Origin of the sequence: Desulfurobacterium atlanticum, from assembly GCF_900188395.1 — a bacterium.
Taxonomy (GTDB): Bacteria; Aquificota; Aquificia; order Desulfurobacteriales; family Desulfurobacteriaceae; genus Desulfurobacterium_A; species Desulfurobacterium_A atlanticum.
The window spans coordinates 16,139-31,220 of the sequence record NZ_FZOB01000003.1; the positions used below are offsets into that span (position 1 = coordinate 16,139).

19 protein-coding genes are annotated in these 15,082 nt (G+C 38.1%); 16 read left to right on the forward strand and 3 right to left on the reverse strand.

What is annotated here, in order from left to right:
* The first annotated feature begins 47 nt into the window (after positions 1 to 47).
* The 16 genes from CHB58_RS02730 to CHB58_RS02805 all read left to right on the forward strand — a co-directional run bounded on the left by CHB58_RS02730 (position 48) and on the right by CHB58_RS02805 (position 12,156).
* A complete protein-coding gene (locus tag CHB58_RS02730; RefSeq protein WP_089322577.1) occupies positions 48 to 560 on the forward strand; it encodes a YceD family protein in 513 nt (170 codons plus the stop codon).
* A gap of 1 nt (position 561) precedes the next feature.
* Positions 562 to 741: a 50S ribosomal protein L32 gene (gene rpmF / locus CHB58_RS02735; protein WP_089322578.1), complete on the forward strand. Its 180-nt coding sequence runs from the start codon at positions 562 to 564 to the stop codon at positions 739 to 741.
* A gap of 2 nt (positions 742 to 743) precedes the next feature.
* Positions 744 to 1,760 (forward strand): phosphate acyltransferase PlsX, encoded by a 1,017-nt coding sequence (gene plsX / locus CHB58_RS02740; protein WP_089322579.1) that lies wholly within the window; start codon positions 744 to 746, stop codon positions 1,758 to 1,760.
* The gene (locus CHB58_RS02745) at positions 1,750 to 2,691 is read left to right on the forward strand and encodes a beta-ketoacyl-ACP synthase III (RefSeq protein WP_089322580.1); all 942 of its coding nucleotides are present in this window, start codon (positions 1,750 to 1,752) and stop codon (positions 2,689 to 2,691) included. The genes plsX and CHB58_RS02745 overlap by 11 nt, the downstream gene beginning before the upstream one ends.
* A 9-nt stretch (positions 2,692 to 2,700) precedes the next feature.
* Positions 2,701 to 3,648 (forward strand): enoyl-[acyl-carrier-protein] reductase FabK, encoded by a 948-nt coding sequence (fabK, locus tag CHB58_RS02750; protein WP_089322581.1) that lies wholly within the window; start codon positions 2,701 to 2,703, stop codon positions 3,646 to 3,648.
* Between the two features lie 12 nt (positions 3,649 to 3,660).
* The gene (gene ribH / locus CHB58_RS02755) at positions 3,661 to 4,116 is read left to right on the forward strand and encodes a 6,7-dimethyl-8-ribityllumazine synthase (RefSeq protein WP_089322582.1); all 456 of its coding nucleotides are present in this window, start codon (positions 3,661 to 3,663) and stop codon (positions 4,114 to 4,116) included.
* 8 nt (positions 4,117 to 4,124) lie between these two features.
* The gene (nusB, locus tag CHB58_RS02760; protein ID WP_180706408.1) at positions 4,125 to 4,553 is read left to right on the forward strand and encodes a transcription antitermination factor NusB; all 429 of its coding nucleotides are present in this window, start codon (positions 4,125 to 4,127) and stop codon (positions 4,551 to 4,553) included.
* Positions 4,544 to 5,338 (forward strand): LpxI family protein, encoded by a 795-nt coding sequence (locus tag CHB58_RS02765; RefSeq protein ID WP_089322583.1) that lies wholly within the window; start codon positions 4,544 to 4,546, stop codon positions 5,336 to 5,338. Before nusB ends, CHB58_RS02765 begins: the two co-directional genes overlap by 10 nt.
* Before the next feature lie 109 nt (positions 5,339 to 5,447).
* Positions 5,448 to 6,080 (forward strand): hypothetical protein, encoded by a 633-nt coding sequence (locus CHB58_RS02770; protein WP_143340993.1) that lies wholly within the window; start codon positions 5,448 to 5,450, stop codon positions 6,078 to 6,080.
* A 1-nt stretch (position 6,081) separates the two neighbouring features.
* The gene (locus tag CHB58_RS02775; protein WP_089322585.1) at positions 6,082 to 6,348 is read left to right on the forward strand and encodes a hypothetical protein; all 267 of its coding nucleotides are present in this window, start codon (positions 6,082 to 6,084) and stop codon (positions 6,346 to 6,348) included.
* Between the two features lie 27 nt (positions 6,349 to 6,375).
* Positions 6,376 to 7,008 carry a polysaccharide lyase family 7 protein gene (locus CHB58_RS02780; RefSeq protein WP_089322586.1) on the forward strand — a complete coding sequence of 211 codons (633 nt, stop codon included), beginning with the start codon at positions 6,376 to 6,378 and terminating at the stop codon, positions 7,006 to 7,008.
* Between the two features lie 114 nt (positions 7,009 to 7,122).
* Positions 7,123 to 8,502 (forward strand): sugar ABC transporter substrate-binding protein, encoded by a 1,380-nt coding sequence (locus CHB58_RS02785; RefSeq protein WP_089322587.1) that lies wholly within the window; start codon positions 7,123 to 7,125, stop codon positions 8,500 to 8,502.
* Between the two features lie 22 nt (positions 8,503 to 8,524).
* Positions 8,525 to 9,448 (forward strand): carbohydrate ABC transporter permease, encoded by a 924-nt coding sequence (locus tag CHB58_RS02790; protein ID WP_089322749.1) that lies wholly within the window; start codon positions 8,525 to 8,527, stop codon positions 9,446 to 9,448.
* A gap of 16 nt (positions 9,449 to 9,464) precedes the next feature.
* The gene (locus CHB58_RS02795) at positions 9,465 to 10,346 is read left to right on the forward strand and encodes a carbohydrate ABC transporter permease (RefSeq protein ID WP_089322588.1); all 882 of its coding nucleotides are present in this window, start codon (positions 9,465 to 9,467) and stop codon (positions 10,344 to 10,346) included.
* Positions 10,347 to 10,381: 35 nt separating this feature from the next.
* The gene (locus CHB58_RS02800) at positions 10,382 to 11,458 is read left to right on the forward strand and encodes an ABC transporter ATP-binding protein (RefSeq protein WP_089322589.1); all 1,077 of its coding nucleotides are present in this window, start codon (positions 10,382 to 10,384) and stop codon (positions 11,456 to 11,458) included.
* 2 nt (positions 11,459 to 11,460) lie between these two features.
* On the forward strand, positions 11,461 to 12,156 hold the full coding sequence (locus tag CHB58_RS02805; RefSeq protein WP_089322590.1) for a glycerophosphodiester phosphodiesterase: 696 nt from the start codon (positions 11,461 to 11,463) through the stop codon (positions 12,154 to 12,156).
* 5 nt (positions 12,157 to 12,161) lie between these two features.
* Here CHB58_RS02805 and CHB58_RS02810 read toward each other — a convergent pair whose 3' ends face one another.
* Genes CHB58_RS02810 through gpmI form a run of 3 tightly spaced genes read right to left on the reverse strand, consistent with a single transcriptional unit; the run spans position 12,162 to position 15,038 of the window.
* Positions 12,162 to 12,971, reverse strand: a complete 810-nt coding sequence (locus CHB58_RS02810; protein WP_089322591.1) for an MBL fold metallo-hydrolase — start codon at positions 12,969 to 12,971, stop codon at positions 12,162 to 12,164.
* Positions 12,968 to 13,462, reverse strand: coding sequence for a pantetheine-phosphate adenylyltransferase (coaD, locus tag CHB58_RS02815; protein WP_089322592.1), 495 nt, complete (start codon positions 13,460 to 13,462; stop codon positions 12,968 to 12,970). Before coaD ends, CHB58_RS02810 begins: the two co-directional genes overlap by 4 nt.
* A gap of 1 nt (position 13,463) precedes the next feature.
* Positions 13,464 to 15,038 carry a 2,3-bisphosphoglycerate-independent phosphoglycerate mutase gene (gpmI, locus tag CHB58_RS02820; RefSeq protein ID WP_089322593.1) on the reverse strand — a complete coding sequence of 525 codons (1,575 nt, stop codon included), beginning with the start codon at positions 15,036 to 15,038 and terminating at the stop codon, positions 13,464 to 13,466.
* Between the last annotated feature and the right edge of the window lie 44 nt (positions 15,039 to 15,082).

Consider the following 15,082-nt stretch of genomic DNA (forward strand, 5'->3'; position numbering starts at 1 on the left):
AATTTTGCTATCATACCACAGACCAGTTCAGTTTAAAGAGAGAAGTCATGAAGAAGCGATTTATAAATTTGAGAGAAATAACGGTTAAAGAACCTTTAAAGGTAGATACAGAGTTTAGCGAAAAGGTGCTTGACCTTCCTGAAGAGGAGGTTGTTAAAAGTTCACCTTTTAAGCTCCATATTGAGATAAGCAAAAGGGCTGTCGGATATAGTGTTAAAGGTAATATAAAGGGTACATTAACTTTGAAATGCAGTAGATGTGATAGGGACTTTGAAGAGAAGCTTAATGTTGATTTTTCCTATGATCTTATGCCAACTTCTGAAATTACGGAAGGGCAGATAAAGCAGGGGGAACTTGACGTTAAGTTTTCAGATGAAGATGTGCTTGACCTTTCAGATGTTGTAAGAGAACAGATTTTTTTGAATCTTCCACTTAAGCCTCTGTGTGATGAGAAGTGTGAGGTTGTAGAGTATAAAGAGATAGAGGAAGTGGAGGAAAAGGACGATAGGTGGAGTAAGCTTAAAAGTTTAAAAGAAAAACTTGAAAGAAAGGAGAAGTGAGATGGCGGTTCCAAAGAGAAGAGTTTCAAGCACAAGAAGAGATAAAAGAAGAACCCACTGGAAGGCTAAAAAACCGGCAATATCTGTTTGCCCAAGCTGTTATCAGCCAAAGCTTCCCCACAGGGTCTGCAAGCATTGTGGGTATTACAACGGAAAGCAGGTTATTGAGGTAGAAGAGTAATCATGAGAATAATCCTTGATGCCATGGGGGGTGATAACGCTCCCCATGTTCCTGTTTTAGGAGCTGTTCAGGCGGTAAAGGAGTTTGGGTTGTCTGTTCTTCTTGTGGGGCAGGAATCGGTTTTAAAAAGAGAGCTTGATAAGTATTCCTACCCCGCAGGAAGGATAGAGATTGTCAACGCTGATGATGTTGTAACCATGGAAGACCAGCCTTCCGATGTTGTGAAAAAAAAGAAAGGTTCTTCCATTCATGTTGGTGCAAAGCTTTTGAAAGAAGGTGAAGGAGACGCTTTTGTAAGCGCTGGAAACACTGGAGCGGTAATGGCCGTTTCTCTTTTTACTTTAGGAAGAATTAAAGGGGTTGATAGACCTGCCATTTCAGCAATTCTTCCCAATCTAAAAGCGCAGACCTTTCTTCTTGATGTTGGAGCAAACGTTGACTGTAAACCGATCCATTTGTTGCAGTTTGCTATTATGGGTGAGGCTTATGCAAGGTATGTTCTTAAAGAGGAAAATCCGAGAGTTGGCCTTTTAAGTATCGGAGAGGAAGACACGAAAGGTAATGAGTTAACAAAGGAAGCTTTTAAGCTTCTTAAGAAAGCGAAAGAGAAAGGTTTGAATTTTATCGGTAATGCTGAAGGAAGAGATATTTACACAGGTGATTTTGATGTTATTGTGTGTGATGGATTTGTCGGAAATGTTTGTTTAAAGCTCAGTGAAAGTGTTGCCAAAATTCTTGCAAAGATTTTAAAAGAAGAGATAGAGAAACACTTTATTTCACGGATTGGAGCGGTAACCCTTATACCTGCTATAAAAGGGTTTAAAAAACGGATAGACTATGCTGAGTGGGGTGGTGCTCCGCTTCTTGGAGTTAAGAAGCCTGTTATAATAGCCCATGGAAGTTCCAACGCAAAGGCGATGAAAAATGCTATTAGAGTTGGTGCTGAATTTGCTGATACTCATGTGGTTGAGCATATAGAGGAAAACATTCAAAAGTATGGGAAGATAAATGGGGATTAAAATAGTTTCTACCGGGTCTTATGTTCCTGAAAAGGTTCTTACCAACTTTGACCTTGAAAAGATGGTTGAAACTTCAGATGAGTGGATAACCACTCGCACAGGTATAAAAGAGAGAAGAATTGCTGAAAGTGAAACAACTTCAGAACTTGCCACAAAGGCGGTTATTTCTGCTCTCGGAAGAGAAACCGGAGAAGATATTGACCTTTTTATAACCGCTACAGCAACTCCTGATATGTTTTTCCCTTCAACTGCCTGTCTTGTTCAGAGTAATTTAAAAAATAAAAGAGCAGTTGCATTTGATGTGTCAGCTGCCTGTACAGGGTTTATATACGCCCTTTATGTTGCAGATTCAATAATGAGAACAAAAGAGATAGAAAAAGCTGTTGTTATCGGGGCGGAGAGATTTTCAAAAATAATAGACTGGAAGGATAGAAGTACATGTATCCTTTTCGGTGATGGTGCTGGAGCAGTTGTTCTTGAAAAGGGAGAAGAAGAGGGGATTTTAGGATTTGATATAGGAGCTGATGGTTCTTATAAGGATTTACTTAAGGTTGAAAGTGTAGGTTCAAATGGTGAGTATCCCTGGTATCTTTTTATGAAAGGTAACGAGGTTTTTAAAATCGCTGTTAGAACTATGGCTGAATCTGCAAAAAATGTCCTTGAAAAAACTGGAATTTCTCCTGATGAGATAAAACTACTTGTTCCTCACCAGGCAAACTACAGAATTATAGATGCGGTAGCAAAAAGACTTGGAATTAAAAATGATAAAATATTCATTAACCTTGATAAATACGGTAATACAAGTGCAGCTTCTATTCCGATAGCTCTTGATGAAGCTGTTAGAGAAGGTAGAGTTGGTAAGGGAGACCTTGTGCTTATGGTTGCCTTTGGCGGAGGTTTCACCTGGGGTTCCTGTATAGTTAGACTTTAGGAGGGTGGCATGATAAATACGAGAATTTGTGAACTTCTTGGCATTAAATATCCTGTTCTTCAGGGTGGAATGGCGTGGATAGCTGATGGTGAACTTGCCGCTGCCGTTTCAAATGCTGGAGGACTCGGGATTATAGCCGGGGGGAATAGGACAGCAGATGAGTTAAGAGAAGAGATAAGGAAGTGTAAAGAGCTTACAGATAAGCCTTTTGGTGTTAATATAATGCTTATGATGCCAAATGCTGAAGAGATTATAGATGTTTGTCTTGATGAGGAAGTGCCTGTTGTTACGACAGGAGCGGGGAATCCCGGTAAATATATTCCTGCATTTAAAGAAAAAGGGATAAAAGTTATTCCTGTTGTAGCAAGTGATGCTCTTGCAAAAAGGATGGAAAGAATAGGGTGTGATGCTGTTATTGCAGAGGGGATGGAAGCAGGCGGACATATAGGGAAGTTAACAACTATGGTTTTGATACCTGCAATAGTAAAGGCGGTTTCAATTCCTGTTATAGCGGCTGGTGGTATTGCTCTTGGTGAGCAGGCGGCTGCTGCATTTGCCCTTGGTGCTGAAGGTATCCAGATGGGAACAAGATTCTTGGCTGCTAAAGAGTGTAATGTACATCCAAAATATAAAGAAAAAATCTTTAAAGCCAGATTTAATCAGGTTACTGTTACGGGTATTACAACAGGTCATCCTGTTAGACTGATAGAGAATAAGCTTACCAAAAAATTTGAAGAGCTTGAGTTTTCCGGTGCTCCGAAAGAAGAGCTTGAAGAGCTTGGAAGAGGTAGATTAAGGCTTGCCGCAGAGCAGGGTGATATTGAATGGGGTTCTGTAATGGCAGGTCAGGTTGTCGGCTATGTGAATAAAGAGGAAACTGTGGAAGAGATAATAAAAGATGTTATGGAAGGCGCACAAAAGGTTATTTCTACTTTGTGTGAGAGATTTAACGGTTAGAGGATAAAAAAGATGAAAGTTTTTGAAGGAAAACTTAAAGCTGATGGTTTAAAGTTTGCGATAGTTGTTAGCAGGTTTAACTCATTTATTACAGATAGACTTGTTGAGGGAGCGGTTGATTGTATAGTGAGGCATGGTGGGGATGAATCCCTGATAGATATTTATAAGGTTCCCGGTTCTTTTGAGCTTCCACTTGCTGTGAAAAGGGTTGCAAAAAAGGATTATGATGCAGTTATTGCCCTTGGGGCTGTTATAAGGGGAGAAACTCCTCACTTTGATTATGTCGCTGCTGAAGTGAGTAAAGGGATAGCAAAGGTTATGCTTGATATTGAAAAACCTATAGCTTTTGGTGTTTTAACTACCGATACCGTTGAGCAGGCGATAGATAGAGCTGGAACAAAAGCAGGAAATAAGGGATGGGAAGCGGCTCTGTCTGCCATAGAGATGGTTAATCTCTTTAAAGCTTAGGGGATTTCATGGATTTGACAAACAAACAGAAAAGGGAAGCAAGAACACATGCTGTTTTGATGCTTTATCAGTATGATATAGGGAATTTTTCTCCAGAAGAAGTAAAAGAGCTTTACAGAGAAGAGGCTGAAGTTTCATCCTTAGAAGTTTTTAAAGCGGCGCAGGAGCTTTTTGAAAGAACATTGAGAAATCTTGAAAACATAGATAAGACTATAGCTAAATACTTAAAGAAAGGATGGAAAGTTGAGAGGCTTCTTCCTCTTGATAGAGCTATTTTAAGAGTTGCAACAGAAGAGCTTTTGAACGGTTCATTTTCTCCGCAGGCTGCAATTATAAACGATGCTGTAGAGATAGCCAAAGATTACGGTGAGGATGAGAGATCTCCAAAATTTATAAACGCCATTCTTGACAGGATCTCAAAGGAAAGATGCGAATAGGCCTTCTTGCAGGGAGCGGAAAGCTTCCTGCCGAATTTCTAAAAAGTGCCAGAAGTAAAGGTTATCAAACTGTTCTTTTTGCAATTCAGGGTATTACCGATAAAGATATTTATTCTGTTGCTGATAAAGTTTATGAAATAAAACCTTTTAAATTGGGAAAATTTTTATCTTTTCTTAAAAAGGAGAGACTTTCTGAAATTGCCATTTTAGGAAAAGTAGAGCATAAAGAGGCACTTTCTTTCAAAAATCTTGATTTTAAAGCGGTTACTTTTATGCTTAAACTGAAAGATAAAAGGGCGGAAGGGATTATCGGCGGAATAATAGAAGAGATAGAAAATGTTGGTGTTGAAGTTATAAATCCTGAACGATTTCTATCCCATATACTGCCTGAAAAAGGTGTTATCTGCGGTAAAATAACTTCAGATATTGAAAAGGATATAACTTTCGGGTTTAAAATGGCTAAAGAGATTGCTACCCTTGATATAGGACAGACTGTTGTGGTGAAAAATGGAATAGTTATTGCAGTTGAGGGGATAGAGGGAACAGATAAATGTATTGAAAGAGCCGGAGAATTGGCAGGTGAGGGTTTTGTTGTTTGTAAGGCGGCAAGAAAAAAACAGGATATGAGAATAGATGTTCCAACTGTTGGCATCAATACGCTTGAGACAATAGCAAGGTATGGCGGAAAAGCTCTCTGCATAGAAGCCGGGAAAACTTACATTCCAGAGATAGAAAACTTTAAAGAAGTTGCTCGTAAAAAAGGACTGACGGTAATTGCGGTTTAGCAATTGAAATTAGCAATTGAAAATAGTTGAAGAAATTTTTTGGGGTGATAAAATAAATTTAAACCAAATTTTATTAAAAAGTGAGGGAAAAGATATGCAAGAGAATTTAATGGCTTCTAAAATTCTTGAAAAACTTGAAGAATTTTCAGTTAGGCTTGATAGAATAGAATCGGAGTTATCTAAATTCCGTTCTGAAAAGGTTGCTTCTAAGAGGGATTCTGAGTCTAAAAGTTCAGAGCAACTTGATAAAACTTCTTCTAGTGCTTTGCTTAAAGAATCAGATAAAGGCAGTTTTAAGGAAGTTTTACAAAAAGTTGCACGGAAACATAATCTTTCAACGGAAGTTGTTGAAGATATCGAAAGGGAAATTGTGCCGAGGATAGAAAAAATTATACGAGAGCAACTTTCTGAGATTCTTTCCGACCCCGACAAGGTAAAAGAATTCATTTTCCAGCAGATACACGAAGAGATAGACAGAGTGCTAAAACAGATGGAAAAAGACAGAGAAAAGATAATAGAGGAAGTGATAGACGCAAGAAATGTAACTGTTGAAGGGCTTGATGAAATTATAAGGGGACTTAATGTTCTTGGAAAAAGGCAAGACCATATATATACTGCTATCATAGACGAAGCAAGAGAAACAAGAGACAAGGTGGACTACAACTCAAAACTGCTTGATGGAATAGATACAAGGCTTAGAGGGATAGAGTATGAATTTGAACTAAAATCAAGAGGTTATTAAGATGGCAGAGAGAAAAGGACTTGGTGAAAATTTTGGTGTTAATTCACCGCAACCCAAATACGACCCAACCATAATAAGGGACGACGGGACAAGGACTGTGCTTGACGCACTCAAGCACCACTTTGACCTGTATTACCTTACACATACACCCCTTGAAGAAATGCAGCCGCCTACAGAGGAAGAACTCAAAAAACTCACCGAAATAGAAAAACTCCCCATTGCCCCGCCGATACCCAGCAGAAGCAGTCAAACTGCAATTTTGTTTTAAACAATTTAAGATAACGATGGTTTTTTGATGAACAAGCGGATGGCTTTAGGAGTTTTACCTTTCCTTTTGTTCAATAATGCGGTTCTTCAAATTGGAACGTCTCACTGGTTTTGTCAAAAACAGGAGTGTGAAAAGGTTAAAAATCAGTATTTTTATAAACAGAAACAAAGTTATGTGTTTTTTATGTGTGGGTTTCATAAAAGGACTGAGGTTAGATTTTTAGATGAATGGAAAGTTTCAACCAAGAAAACGAAAATTCTTGAAGCTGATGTCAGGTTATTTCCATTAGATTCTGAAAAAGAATTTACATTCATGCAGATTCATGTGGATGGCCGAAAGGATAGGATAAATAAACCTCTTTTAAGATTGGTCTGGATGAAAGACTATGGTGGAGTTAAAGATCACATATGGGCTGTTATCCTTGATGATTCCTGCGGTAAAACTTATGAAAAGATAAATATTGCCAGGAGACCTGATGGATTTTTTAAAATAAAAATAGAAGTTTTAAAAAATAAGATTAAAATTTGGTTTAATGGGAAATTGGAAATCGTAAAGGATGTTAGCTATTTTGAAAAATATGAGAATTATTTTAAACTTGGTGTTTACTTACAGCAGAAAAATTGTGCAAAAGTTGTTTTTAGAAATATAAAGGAGTTTTAAACCTAAAATTTTGCTTTTTCTCAAGGCTTTTCATTTTTGTTTTTTCTTAACATTTTCTTAATGACTAACTTTCTAAAATTCAATCTGTGTTTATTTTAAATTTTGGAGGAGATCATGAGGAGATTTTTGTTGTTAGCACTTTCAGCCGGGTTGGTTTTCAATGTTAAAGCTTTTGCAAAAACAAAAATTGTAGAAATTACTGTATGGGCAGAGGGAAATAAACTTGAACATATGAGGGCTGATGCAGCTTATGAGGCTGCTAAAAAGCTAAATGAAGAGCTTAGAAGAGAAGGGAAAGATGTAAAGGTTGTTGTAAAGGCTTATCTTGATAGTAGTTCATGGGGAAATTACAAGAAAAAATTTACTCTTGCTGCAGCAGCAGGAAAAGCTCCTGATATAGTCCTTTCAGGGCATGAGGATATAGCTGTATGGGCCCATAGTGGCTACATAATGCCTGTAGCAAATAGTGTTTATCAGGTTAAAAGTCTTGCTCCTGAGTTTGCAGATGTTATAGATAGTCTCTGGAAACCGTGTCAGTGGCACGGAAAGGTGTGGGCTGTACCTCAGGATACTGAAGCAAGACCTTTATTTTTCAGTAAAACAAAACTTAAAGAGCTTGGCTGGACTGACAAAGAGATTGCTGAACTTCCTGAAAAGATAAAAAATGGAGAGTTTACCCTTGATGATATGATAAAAGTTGCTGAGGAAGCTATTAGAAAAGGTGTTGTTAAGAAAGGGTACGGATACTGGCACAGACCTCGTAAGGGGGGCGATTTCATTCAGTACTATTTCTCTTACGGTGGGTATCTTTATGATCCGAAAACGGACAAGCTTGTTGTTGTTAAGGATGCCCTTGAGAAATGGTATGCTTTTCAGCGTAGATGTGTAACTTCAGGGATTACTCCCAGGAACTACATAGGAACGCCGTGGAAAGTATGGCATGATACGGTTTCTCACGATAAGGTGCTTTTCTGGAACGGTGGTATCTGGCAGTGGGCAGATTGGGCCAAGAACTATGTTAAAGACCTTGGGGGAGAAAAATATCTTTTTGCTCATGTTGGTTATGCCCTTCAACCATCTGGTGTTAGAGGTAAGCATGGTGGAACGCTTTCTCATCCGCTTGTTTATATGATTACTTCCCATAAAGCTTCAAAGAGACCGAGAGAGAACGATAAGTATGTTCTGATGCTTCTGGAGAAAATGACAACAAAGGAGATTAATACAAAGCATGCTATAAGCAGTACTCACCTCGGAATTTTAAAATCCCAGCTTAATTATCCTCCTTATAAAAACAACAAGTTTCTTTCAAGTGTGAGTTATATGCTTAACTACAACTACTATCAGCCAAATCATCCTATGTACGGTGCTCTCTTTGATATTCTCTGGAACGGGATGGTTGCGGCTGAGAACGGTAGAATGACCCCTGAAGAGGCTGCCAAAAGTGCTATTCAGCAGATAAAGTTTGAACTTGGTGACGCTGTTGAAATTAAATAAGTTTTTACATAGAGGAAGAGAAATGGGCGGGTTGGTGAATAGAGTGAGAGCTATACTAAAACTTCACTTTATCGTTCCGTTTCTTTTCCTTGTTGTTGTTTTCTATTTTATCCCTGTGATAATAACCTTTTTGATCTCTTTCACCAATATGAGTTCCTATACCGGTTTTTCTAACTGGCACTGGGTGGAATTTAAAAATTATGAGTTTATCTTTAAAAATCCTGAAACTGTACAGCATTTCTGGATTACTGTGAAATATGTTGTTTGTACTCTTCTTTTCTTTAATGTTGGTCTTGCTTTTATCCTTGCCCTTGCTACTACTCACATTTCGCGGAAATGGGGTTACTTTTTCCGGTCTTTATGGCTTCTTCCAAGGATAACACCGGTAGTTGTTTACATAATGATGTGGCAGTTTCTTGTGGCCGATGCTCCTTATGGTGTTATAAACCAGCTCTTTATAAAGCCTCTCGGTTTACAACCTCAAAACTGGCTTGCTGTGGTTCCTTTTCTGATGATTGTTCTGGTAAATGGTTTTGTTGGGGCATCATTTGGAATGATAATTTTCACCTCGGCTATAGAGTCAATTCCGAAAGATATAATGAATGCTTCTTTAATTGATGGAGCTACGATTTTTCAACGGATTCGTTATGTGATAGTTCCATATCTTAAGTGGCCTTTACTTTTTGTTTTAACCTATCAGACTCTTTCTCTTTTAACATCATTTGAGCAGATTTTAATTCTGACAAATGGGGAGTTTGGAACAGAAGTTTGGGCCCTGTGGGCTTACCATAAAGCTCTCAGTAATTACTGGGGAAACTTCCAGTGGGGTTTTGGAATGGCACTTTCAGCGGTTCTTGTTATTGTTGGTGTTATTTTCAGCATTATTTATATGCGGTTTTTCAAGTTTAAAGAGCTTGTTAAACGGCCAAAAATAGAGACTCTTTAAATATAAGGATGAATTGATGGTAGGTTCAAGAATTTTTAAATTTTTAACAGTTGTTTTTCTGTTTCTTATTTCACTGCCGATAATTTTAGGATTTATCTGGCTTTTTATTTCAACCTTTTCTATAAGGACGTTTGGACTGATTCCTGTTGATTCACAGGGACACATTGGAGGATTAACCCTTTCAAACTGGAAATTTCTTGCTGATAAAACGATTTGGCTTGTAACTTTAAATACACTTATTCTTGCTATAGGGCTTACTGCTGGAGTTATTATTGTTTCAGCACTTGCTGGCTATGCTCTTTCAAGAATGAATTTTTCCGGTAGAAGAACTATTCTTTCCCTTTCTTTGATGCTTCACGCTTTTCCGAGTGTTACTCTTTTGATAGCTATCTATTTCGTTTTAAGATGGATATCAAAAATACCTATCATCGGAAATGGTCTGCCTGTTATCGGGGGATTTGGGTATGATACTCTCGGTGGTGTGATTCTTGTTAGTATAGCTCTTCAGCTTCCTCTGGGCGTCTGGCTTATGAAAGGTTTTTTTGACAATGTTTCCTGGGATATGGAGATGGCTGCCCTTATAGATGGATGTTCAAGGTTCAGGATTTTATGGCAGATAATTCTTCCGCAGATAAAGCCGGGCATAGCTGCCCTTGCGATTTTCTCTTTTATCGAAGGCTGGAGCTCTTTTTTGATTCCGTACTCTTTTATGACTTCAGCATCCACGGCAACAGTAGCAACCTATCTTAACTCTCTTCTTTCAGATAGTGCACCGGTTAATTATGGAACGCTTGCTGCTGTTGGTCTTTTTCAGCTTCTCCCTGTTTTAATCTTTTTTATTTTTACTCAGAAATATATGCTTAATATTTTTTCAGGTGGAGTGAAGGGCTCTTCCTGATTTATTTGAAAACTATTTGAAGCCGGAGTTTTAATATGAAAATTGCCCTTGAACATTTAACAAAAAAGTTTGGAGATGTTTATGCTGTGAAAGACCTAAATTTCCATATTGGTGATGGAGAGTTCGTTGCGCTGCTTGGGCCTTCAGGCTGTGGAAAGACAACCACAATGTTGATGATAGCCGGGATTTATAAACCTACAGAGGGTTTTATTAAATTTGACGGAAAAGTTGTTAATGACCTTGAACCCAGGGATAGGAATACAGGGATGGTGTTTCAAAGTTATGCTCTCTATCCTCATATGACGGTTTATGAGAATATAACTTTTCCTTTAAAGCTTAAAAAAGTGCCTAAATCTGAAATGGAAGAAGAGTGTAAAAAAATAGCGAAACTGCTCCAGATAGAGCATCTCTTGAACAGGAAGCCCGGTGAGCTTTCCGGTGGCCAGCAGCAGAGAGTTGCTCTTGGTAGAGCTTTGATTAAAAAACCGAAAGTCCTTCTGTTTGATGAGCCTCTTTCCAATCTTGATGCAAGGCTCAGAATAAGTATGAGAAGGTTTATAAAAGAGATACAAAGAGAGTTCGGAATAACAAGTATTTATGTAACTCATGATCAGGAAGAAGCGATGACTATGGCTGACAGAATAGCTGTGATGAAGGATGGAGTTTTACAAACCTTTACAACTCCTAATAAGCTTCACGATGAGCCGGAGAATATTTTTGTTGCCAATTTTATAGGTAATCCTCCTATGAATATTATTGATGCGGAGTTATTTGAGGATAAAGGTGAATTGTATCTTTGTCTTTCGGAAGGATTTTCTGTTGAAGTTCCGGAAATCAGAAAGCCTCGGGTAAAAAAAAGAAAGGTGAAATTTGGGATTCGTCCTTATGATGTAAAAATAGTTAAAGATGGAAAAATACCGGCAAAGGTTGTTTTTGTTGAGTTTTTCGGGAAAGAGCTTTTGGTTCTTTGTAAGATTGGAGATAAAGAGATTCAGGTTCTTGTTCCTGCTGAGTTAAATGTTAAAGAAGGAGATGGCCTTTTCCTGGAATTTAAAGAGAGCGGTTTCCATTTCTTTGACCCTGATACTGGAGTTTCTCTTTTAAAGAGGTGAGGATGCTTATAACGGCTCATAACGGTTGTGAGAATACTGTTCAAAATAGTTTTGAAGCCATCAAGGTGGCTGTTGAATCAGGAGCAGACGTTGTTGAAGTAGATGTTAGGATTACTGGAGATGCTGTTCCGATAGTGTTTCACGATGAAGATATATTGGTAAATGGGGAAAAGAAGAAGATTTCAGAGATTTCTTTTGAAAAGTTTAGAAAAGGGGGGTTCTTTAATGGGATTTTTCTTGAAGAAGTTTTTGAATTTTTGAAAGACGAAGATGTTATTGTAAACCTTGATGTTAAAACAGATGATGCAATTGTTCCCATGGTAGAGATGGTTAGAAGATTTGATTTTTTTGATAGAGTGTTTGCCACGGGCTGTGAGTATGACCGAGTTGTGAAGTTTAAAAAGCTTTTTCCTGACTTCAGAGTTTTTCTAAATGTTCCGATGTTTAGTTTTTCTGGTAAAGAGTCTTTAAAAGGTCTTTATTCAATACTTATATCCAGTGGGGCTTGTGGAATAAATATGAATTACAAATATTGTTTCCCTGAGTTTGTTAAATTTTTTCACAAAAGGTTTTTTCCTGTTTCTGTCTGGACTGTGGACGCTGAAAATGATATGGAAAAAGCTATAAGAATGGAAGTTTTCTCTATAACGACAAACTATCCTGTTAAACTGAGGAAAATTATAGAAAATTCATGTTGATATTTTTACTTTTGTCTCACAATTTTAAAATTTTCTGTATCAACAATCATGTTATCCCATGCGGCTATTGTGTTTATGTCGGTTTTTTCTGAAAGTTCTTTGGCTATTTCCCACGGTTTGTTTGATACCATTGTTCTTCCAAAGTGGGTAAGAATTGCAAGTTCAGGTTTTATCTCTTTTATAAGTTTTTCTGCGTCGGGAACTGAAAGATGAGGGATGAGGGGCTTTGGATTTTTTAATGTTGTGTTGATTATCAGTATGTTTGAGGTTTTATATGCGTCTATCAATTTATCAAAATACTTTGTGTCAGCTATGTAGCCGATGGATATGTTCTTTTTGCTGTTTTCAACTACAACGCCGAAAGTATCAACGCCGTGAATGTGTTTTATTGGAAATTTTATTTTTCCGCTTTCAAATGGAATTTCGAGGCCTTCTTTAATTATGATAGTTTTTTCAAGGTTGTTTCTTGTGTATTCTAAAACTACAGGATCTTCCGATACAGCATCTTCAGGGCAGAGAAGTATCCCTTTTTTCCTTTTCCCCCCAAGGGTGATTGCTTCTATCATGTGGTTTATGTCGGCACAGTGGTCAAGGTGGCGGTGAGAGATTATAAGATAGGATAGCCAGTGAGGGTTTAACCCCTTTTTATGTGAATAGATTAAGGCACCGGGCCCCGGGTCTATATGGATGTTTGTTCCTTCTACATCTATCCATATACCGCCCGCCTGTCTGATAAGGCCGAAGGCAGCATATCTTGCTCCTGCTGTTCCAAGAAAAACGATACGATTTTTAACCGTTTCCCTTGAAAGGATCACTTTCTACCCATCTTTTCAAGGAGTTTCTCTTTTACGCACTTTGTTACAAACTGGTCAACATCTCCGCCGTAAAAAGCAAGTTCTCTAACAACTGAAGAGGAGAGATACGCAAATTCATCTGAAGGCATTAAAAAAACAGTTTCTATTTCAGGATATAGTTTCCTGTTTATGGAAGCCATTGTAAACTCGTGATCCATATCAGAGATAATTCTTATACCTCTTATTATCGCGACTGCTCCTTCCTTTTTTGCAAATTCAACAAGGAGAGAGTTGAAAGTTTTTACCTTTACCCTGCCGTTTAATCCTATCTCTTTAAGGCTTTCTTTAAACATCTCTTTTCTTTCTTCTATTGTAAACATCGGTTTTTTCTTCGGATTTTCCGCTATTCCTACAATAAGCTCGGGAAATATTTCAAGTCCTCTTTTTACAATATCAAGATGTCCCAATGTTACAGGGTCAAAAGTTCCGGGATATATGGCTTTTCTTATCATTTTATTCCTCTATAACAAGGTTTTCACCTGTCATCTCTTCAGGTTTCTCTTCGCCGAGTAGTGCAAGAATGGTTGGAGCAATATCAGCAAGTATTCCTGCCACTTTAACTCCTCCAAACTCTTCCGGTATCTCAACCTCTTTACTTTTCCTTCTTTCTATTTTATAAACTCTGCAGGTGTTTCTTACCACCACAAACGGCACCGGATTTGTGGTATGTGCAGTTTGCGGTTGGCCTGTTTCTCTGTTTATCATCTGTTCAACATTTCCGTGGTCTGCCGTTATTATACATGCACCGCCTTTTTTAAGCACCGCTTTTACGACTTTTGAAAGGCATCTATCAACCGTTTCAACGGCTTTTACGGCAGCTTCCATTATACCTGTATGTCCCACCATGTCAGGATTTGCAAAGTTTAAGACTAAAAGTCTGTAATCGTTGGTTTCAAGCTTTTCTATAAATTTTTCAGTAACCTCTTCAGCACTCATTTCAGGCTTCAGGTCATAAGTGGCAACCTTTGGTGATGGTATTAAAACTCTGTCCTCTTTTGGAAAAGGTTCTTCCCTGCCGCCGTTGAAAAAGTATGTAACATGAGCGTATTTCTCTGTTTCTGCTATTCTTAGCTGGCTGAATCCCTTACTTGAAATAACTTCACCAAGAACATTTTTAAGCTCCTGCGGTGGAAAGGCTACGTCAAAGGGGAAAGTTTGTTCATACATTGTCATTGTAGCTATTAGCGGTTTTACGGTCTTTTTCCTCTCAAATCCATTAAAGTCATCAAGTCCCAATGCTGAAACTATCTGTCTCATTCTGTCTGCTCTGAAATTAAAGAAAAAGACAGAATCTCCGTCTTCAATGATACCGTTTTTATCAACAACATAAGGGGTAACAAATTCATCTGTCTCTCCCCTTTCATAGGCTTCCTCAAGGGCTTTTAAAGGATCTGATGTAATGTTTCCTTCTCCTAAGACCATTGCGTTGTAGGCTTTTTCTGTTCTATCCCACCGTTTGTCTCTATCCATGTAATAATATCTTCCGCCAAATGTTGCAATTTTTCCCGTTCCGGTCTCTTTTAGCTTTTCTATCAGCTGTTTCAGGTATTTTTCTGCTGATTTTGGGGGCGTGTCTCTTCCGTCAAGAATCGGATGGATATAAACTTCTTTAACACCTTCTTTCTTTGCCATATCAATAAGAGCAAAAAGGTGTTCAATATGGCTGTGAACTCCTCCGTCAGATAGAAGTCCTACAAGGTGAAGTTTTCTATTTTTAGCGTTTACCATAAGCTTTTTAAGGACAGAATTATCAAAAAATTCGCCAGATTTTATAGCTTTTGTTATTCTCACAATATCTTGATAAACAATTCTTCCAGCTCCTATATTCATGTGTCCCACTTCTGAATTTCCCATCTGACCATCTGGCAATCCTACCGCTTCTCCTGATGCGAGAAGAAGAGCCTTCGGATATGTTGACCAAAGATAATCCCAGAAAGGTGTGTTTGCCTGTGCTATAGCGTTTCCATCCTTAACGGGGCTGTATCCAAAGCCATCAAGTATTATGAGAGCCACAAATTTTTCGTTCATTCTCTCTCCTTGTTGAGAATATTTTGCATTTAGCTTTAAATTTA

Coding starts and splice junctions, on each gene's coding strand:
- CHB58_RS02800 (WP_089322589.1), top strand. CDS start 10,382: ATGAAAATTGCCCTTGAACATTTAACAAAAAAGTTTGGAGATGTTTAT.
- CHB58_RS02785 (WP_089322587.1), top strand. CDS start 7,123: ATGAGGAGATTTTTGTTGTTAGCACTTTCAGCCGGGTTGGTTTTCAAT.
- ribH (WP_089322582.1), top strand. CDS start 3,661: ATGAAAGTTTTTGAAGGAAAACTTAAAGCTGATGGTTTAAAGTTTGCG.
- CHB58_RS02770 (WP_143340993.1), top strand. CDS start 5,448: ATGGCTTCTAAAATTCTTGAAAAACTTGAAGAATTTTCAGTTAGGCTT.
- CHB58_RS02765 (WP_089322583.1), top strand. CDS start 4,544: ATGCGAATAGGCCTTCTTGCAGGGAGCGGAAAGCTTCCTGCCGAATTT.
- rpmF (WP_089322578.1), top strand. CDS start 562: ATGGCGGTTCCAAAGAGAAGAGTTTCAAGCACAAGAAGAGATAAAAGA.
- gpmI (WP_089322593.1), bottom strand. CDS start 15,038: ATGAACGAAAAATTTGTGGCTCTCATAATACTTGATGGCTTTGGATAC.
- CHB58_RS02795 (WP_089322588.1), top strand. CDS start 9,465: ATGGTAGGTTCAAGAATTTTTAAATTTTTAACAGTTGTTTTTCTGTTT.
- coaD (WP_089322592.1), bottom strand. CDS start 13,462: ATGATAAGAAAAGCCATATATCCCGGAACTTTTGACCCTGTAACATTG.
- plsX (WP_089322579.1), top strand. CDS start 744: ATGAGAATAATCCTTGATGCCATGGGGGGTGATAACGCTCCCCATGTT.
- CHB58_RS02805 (WP_089322590.1), top strand. CDS start 11,461: ATGCTTATAACGGCTCATAACGGTTGTGAGAATACTGTTCAAAATAGT.
- CHB58_RS02780 (WP_089322586.1), top strand. CDS start 6,376: ATGAACAAGCGGATGGCTTTAGGAGTTTTACCTTTCCTTTTGTTCAAT.
- CHB58_RS02775 (WP_089322585.1), top strand. CDS start 6,082: ATGGCAGAGAGAAAAGGACTTGGTGAAAATTTTGGTGTTAATTCACCG.
- fabK (WP_089322581.1), top strand. CDS start 2,701: ATGATAAATACGAGAATTTGTGAACTTCTTGGCATTAAATATCCTGTT.
- CHB58_RS02790 (WP_089322749.1), top strand. CDS start 8,525: ATGGGCGGGTTGGTGAATAGAGTGAGAGCTATACTAAAACTTCACTTT.
- CHB58_RS02745 (WP_089322580.1), top strand. CDS start 1,750: ATGGGGATTAAAATAGTTTCTACCGGGTCTTATGTTCCTGAAAAGGTT.
- CHB58_RS02730 (WP_089322577.1), top strand. CDS start 48: ATGAAGAAGCGATTTATAAATTTGAGAGAAATAACGGTTAAAGAACCT.
- nusB (WP_180706408.1), top strand. CDS start 4,125: ATGGATTTGACAAACAAACAGAAAAGGGAAGCAAGAACACATGCTGTT.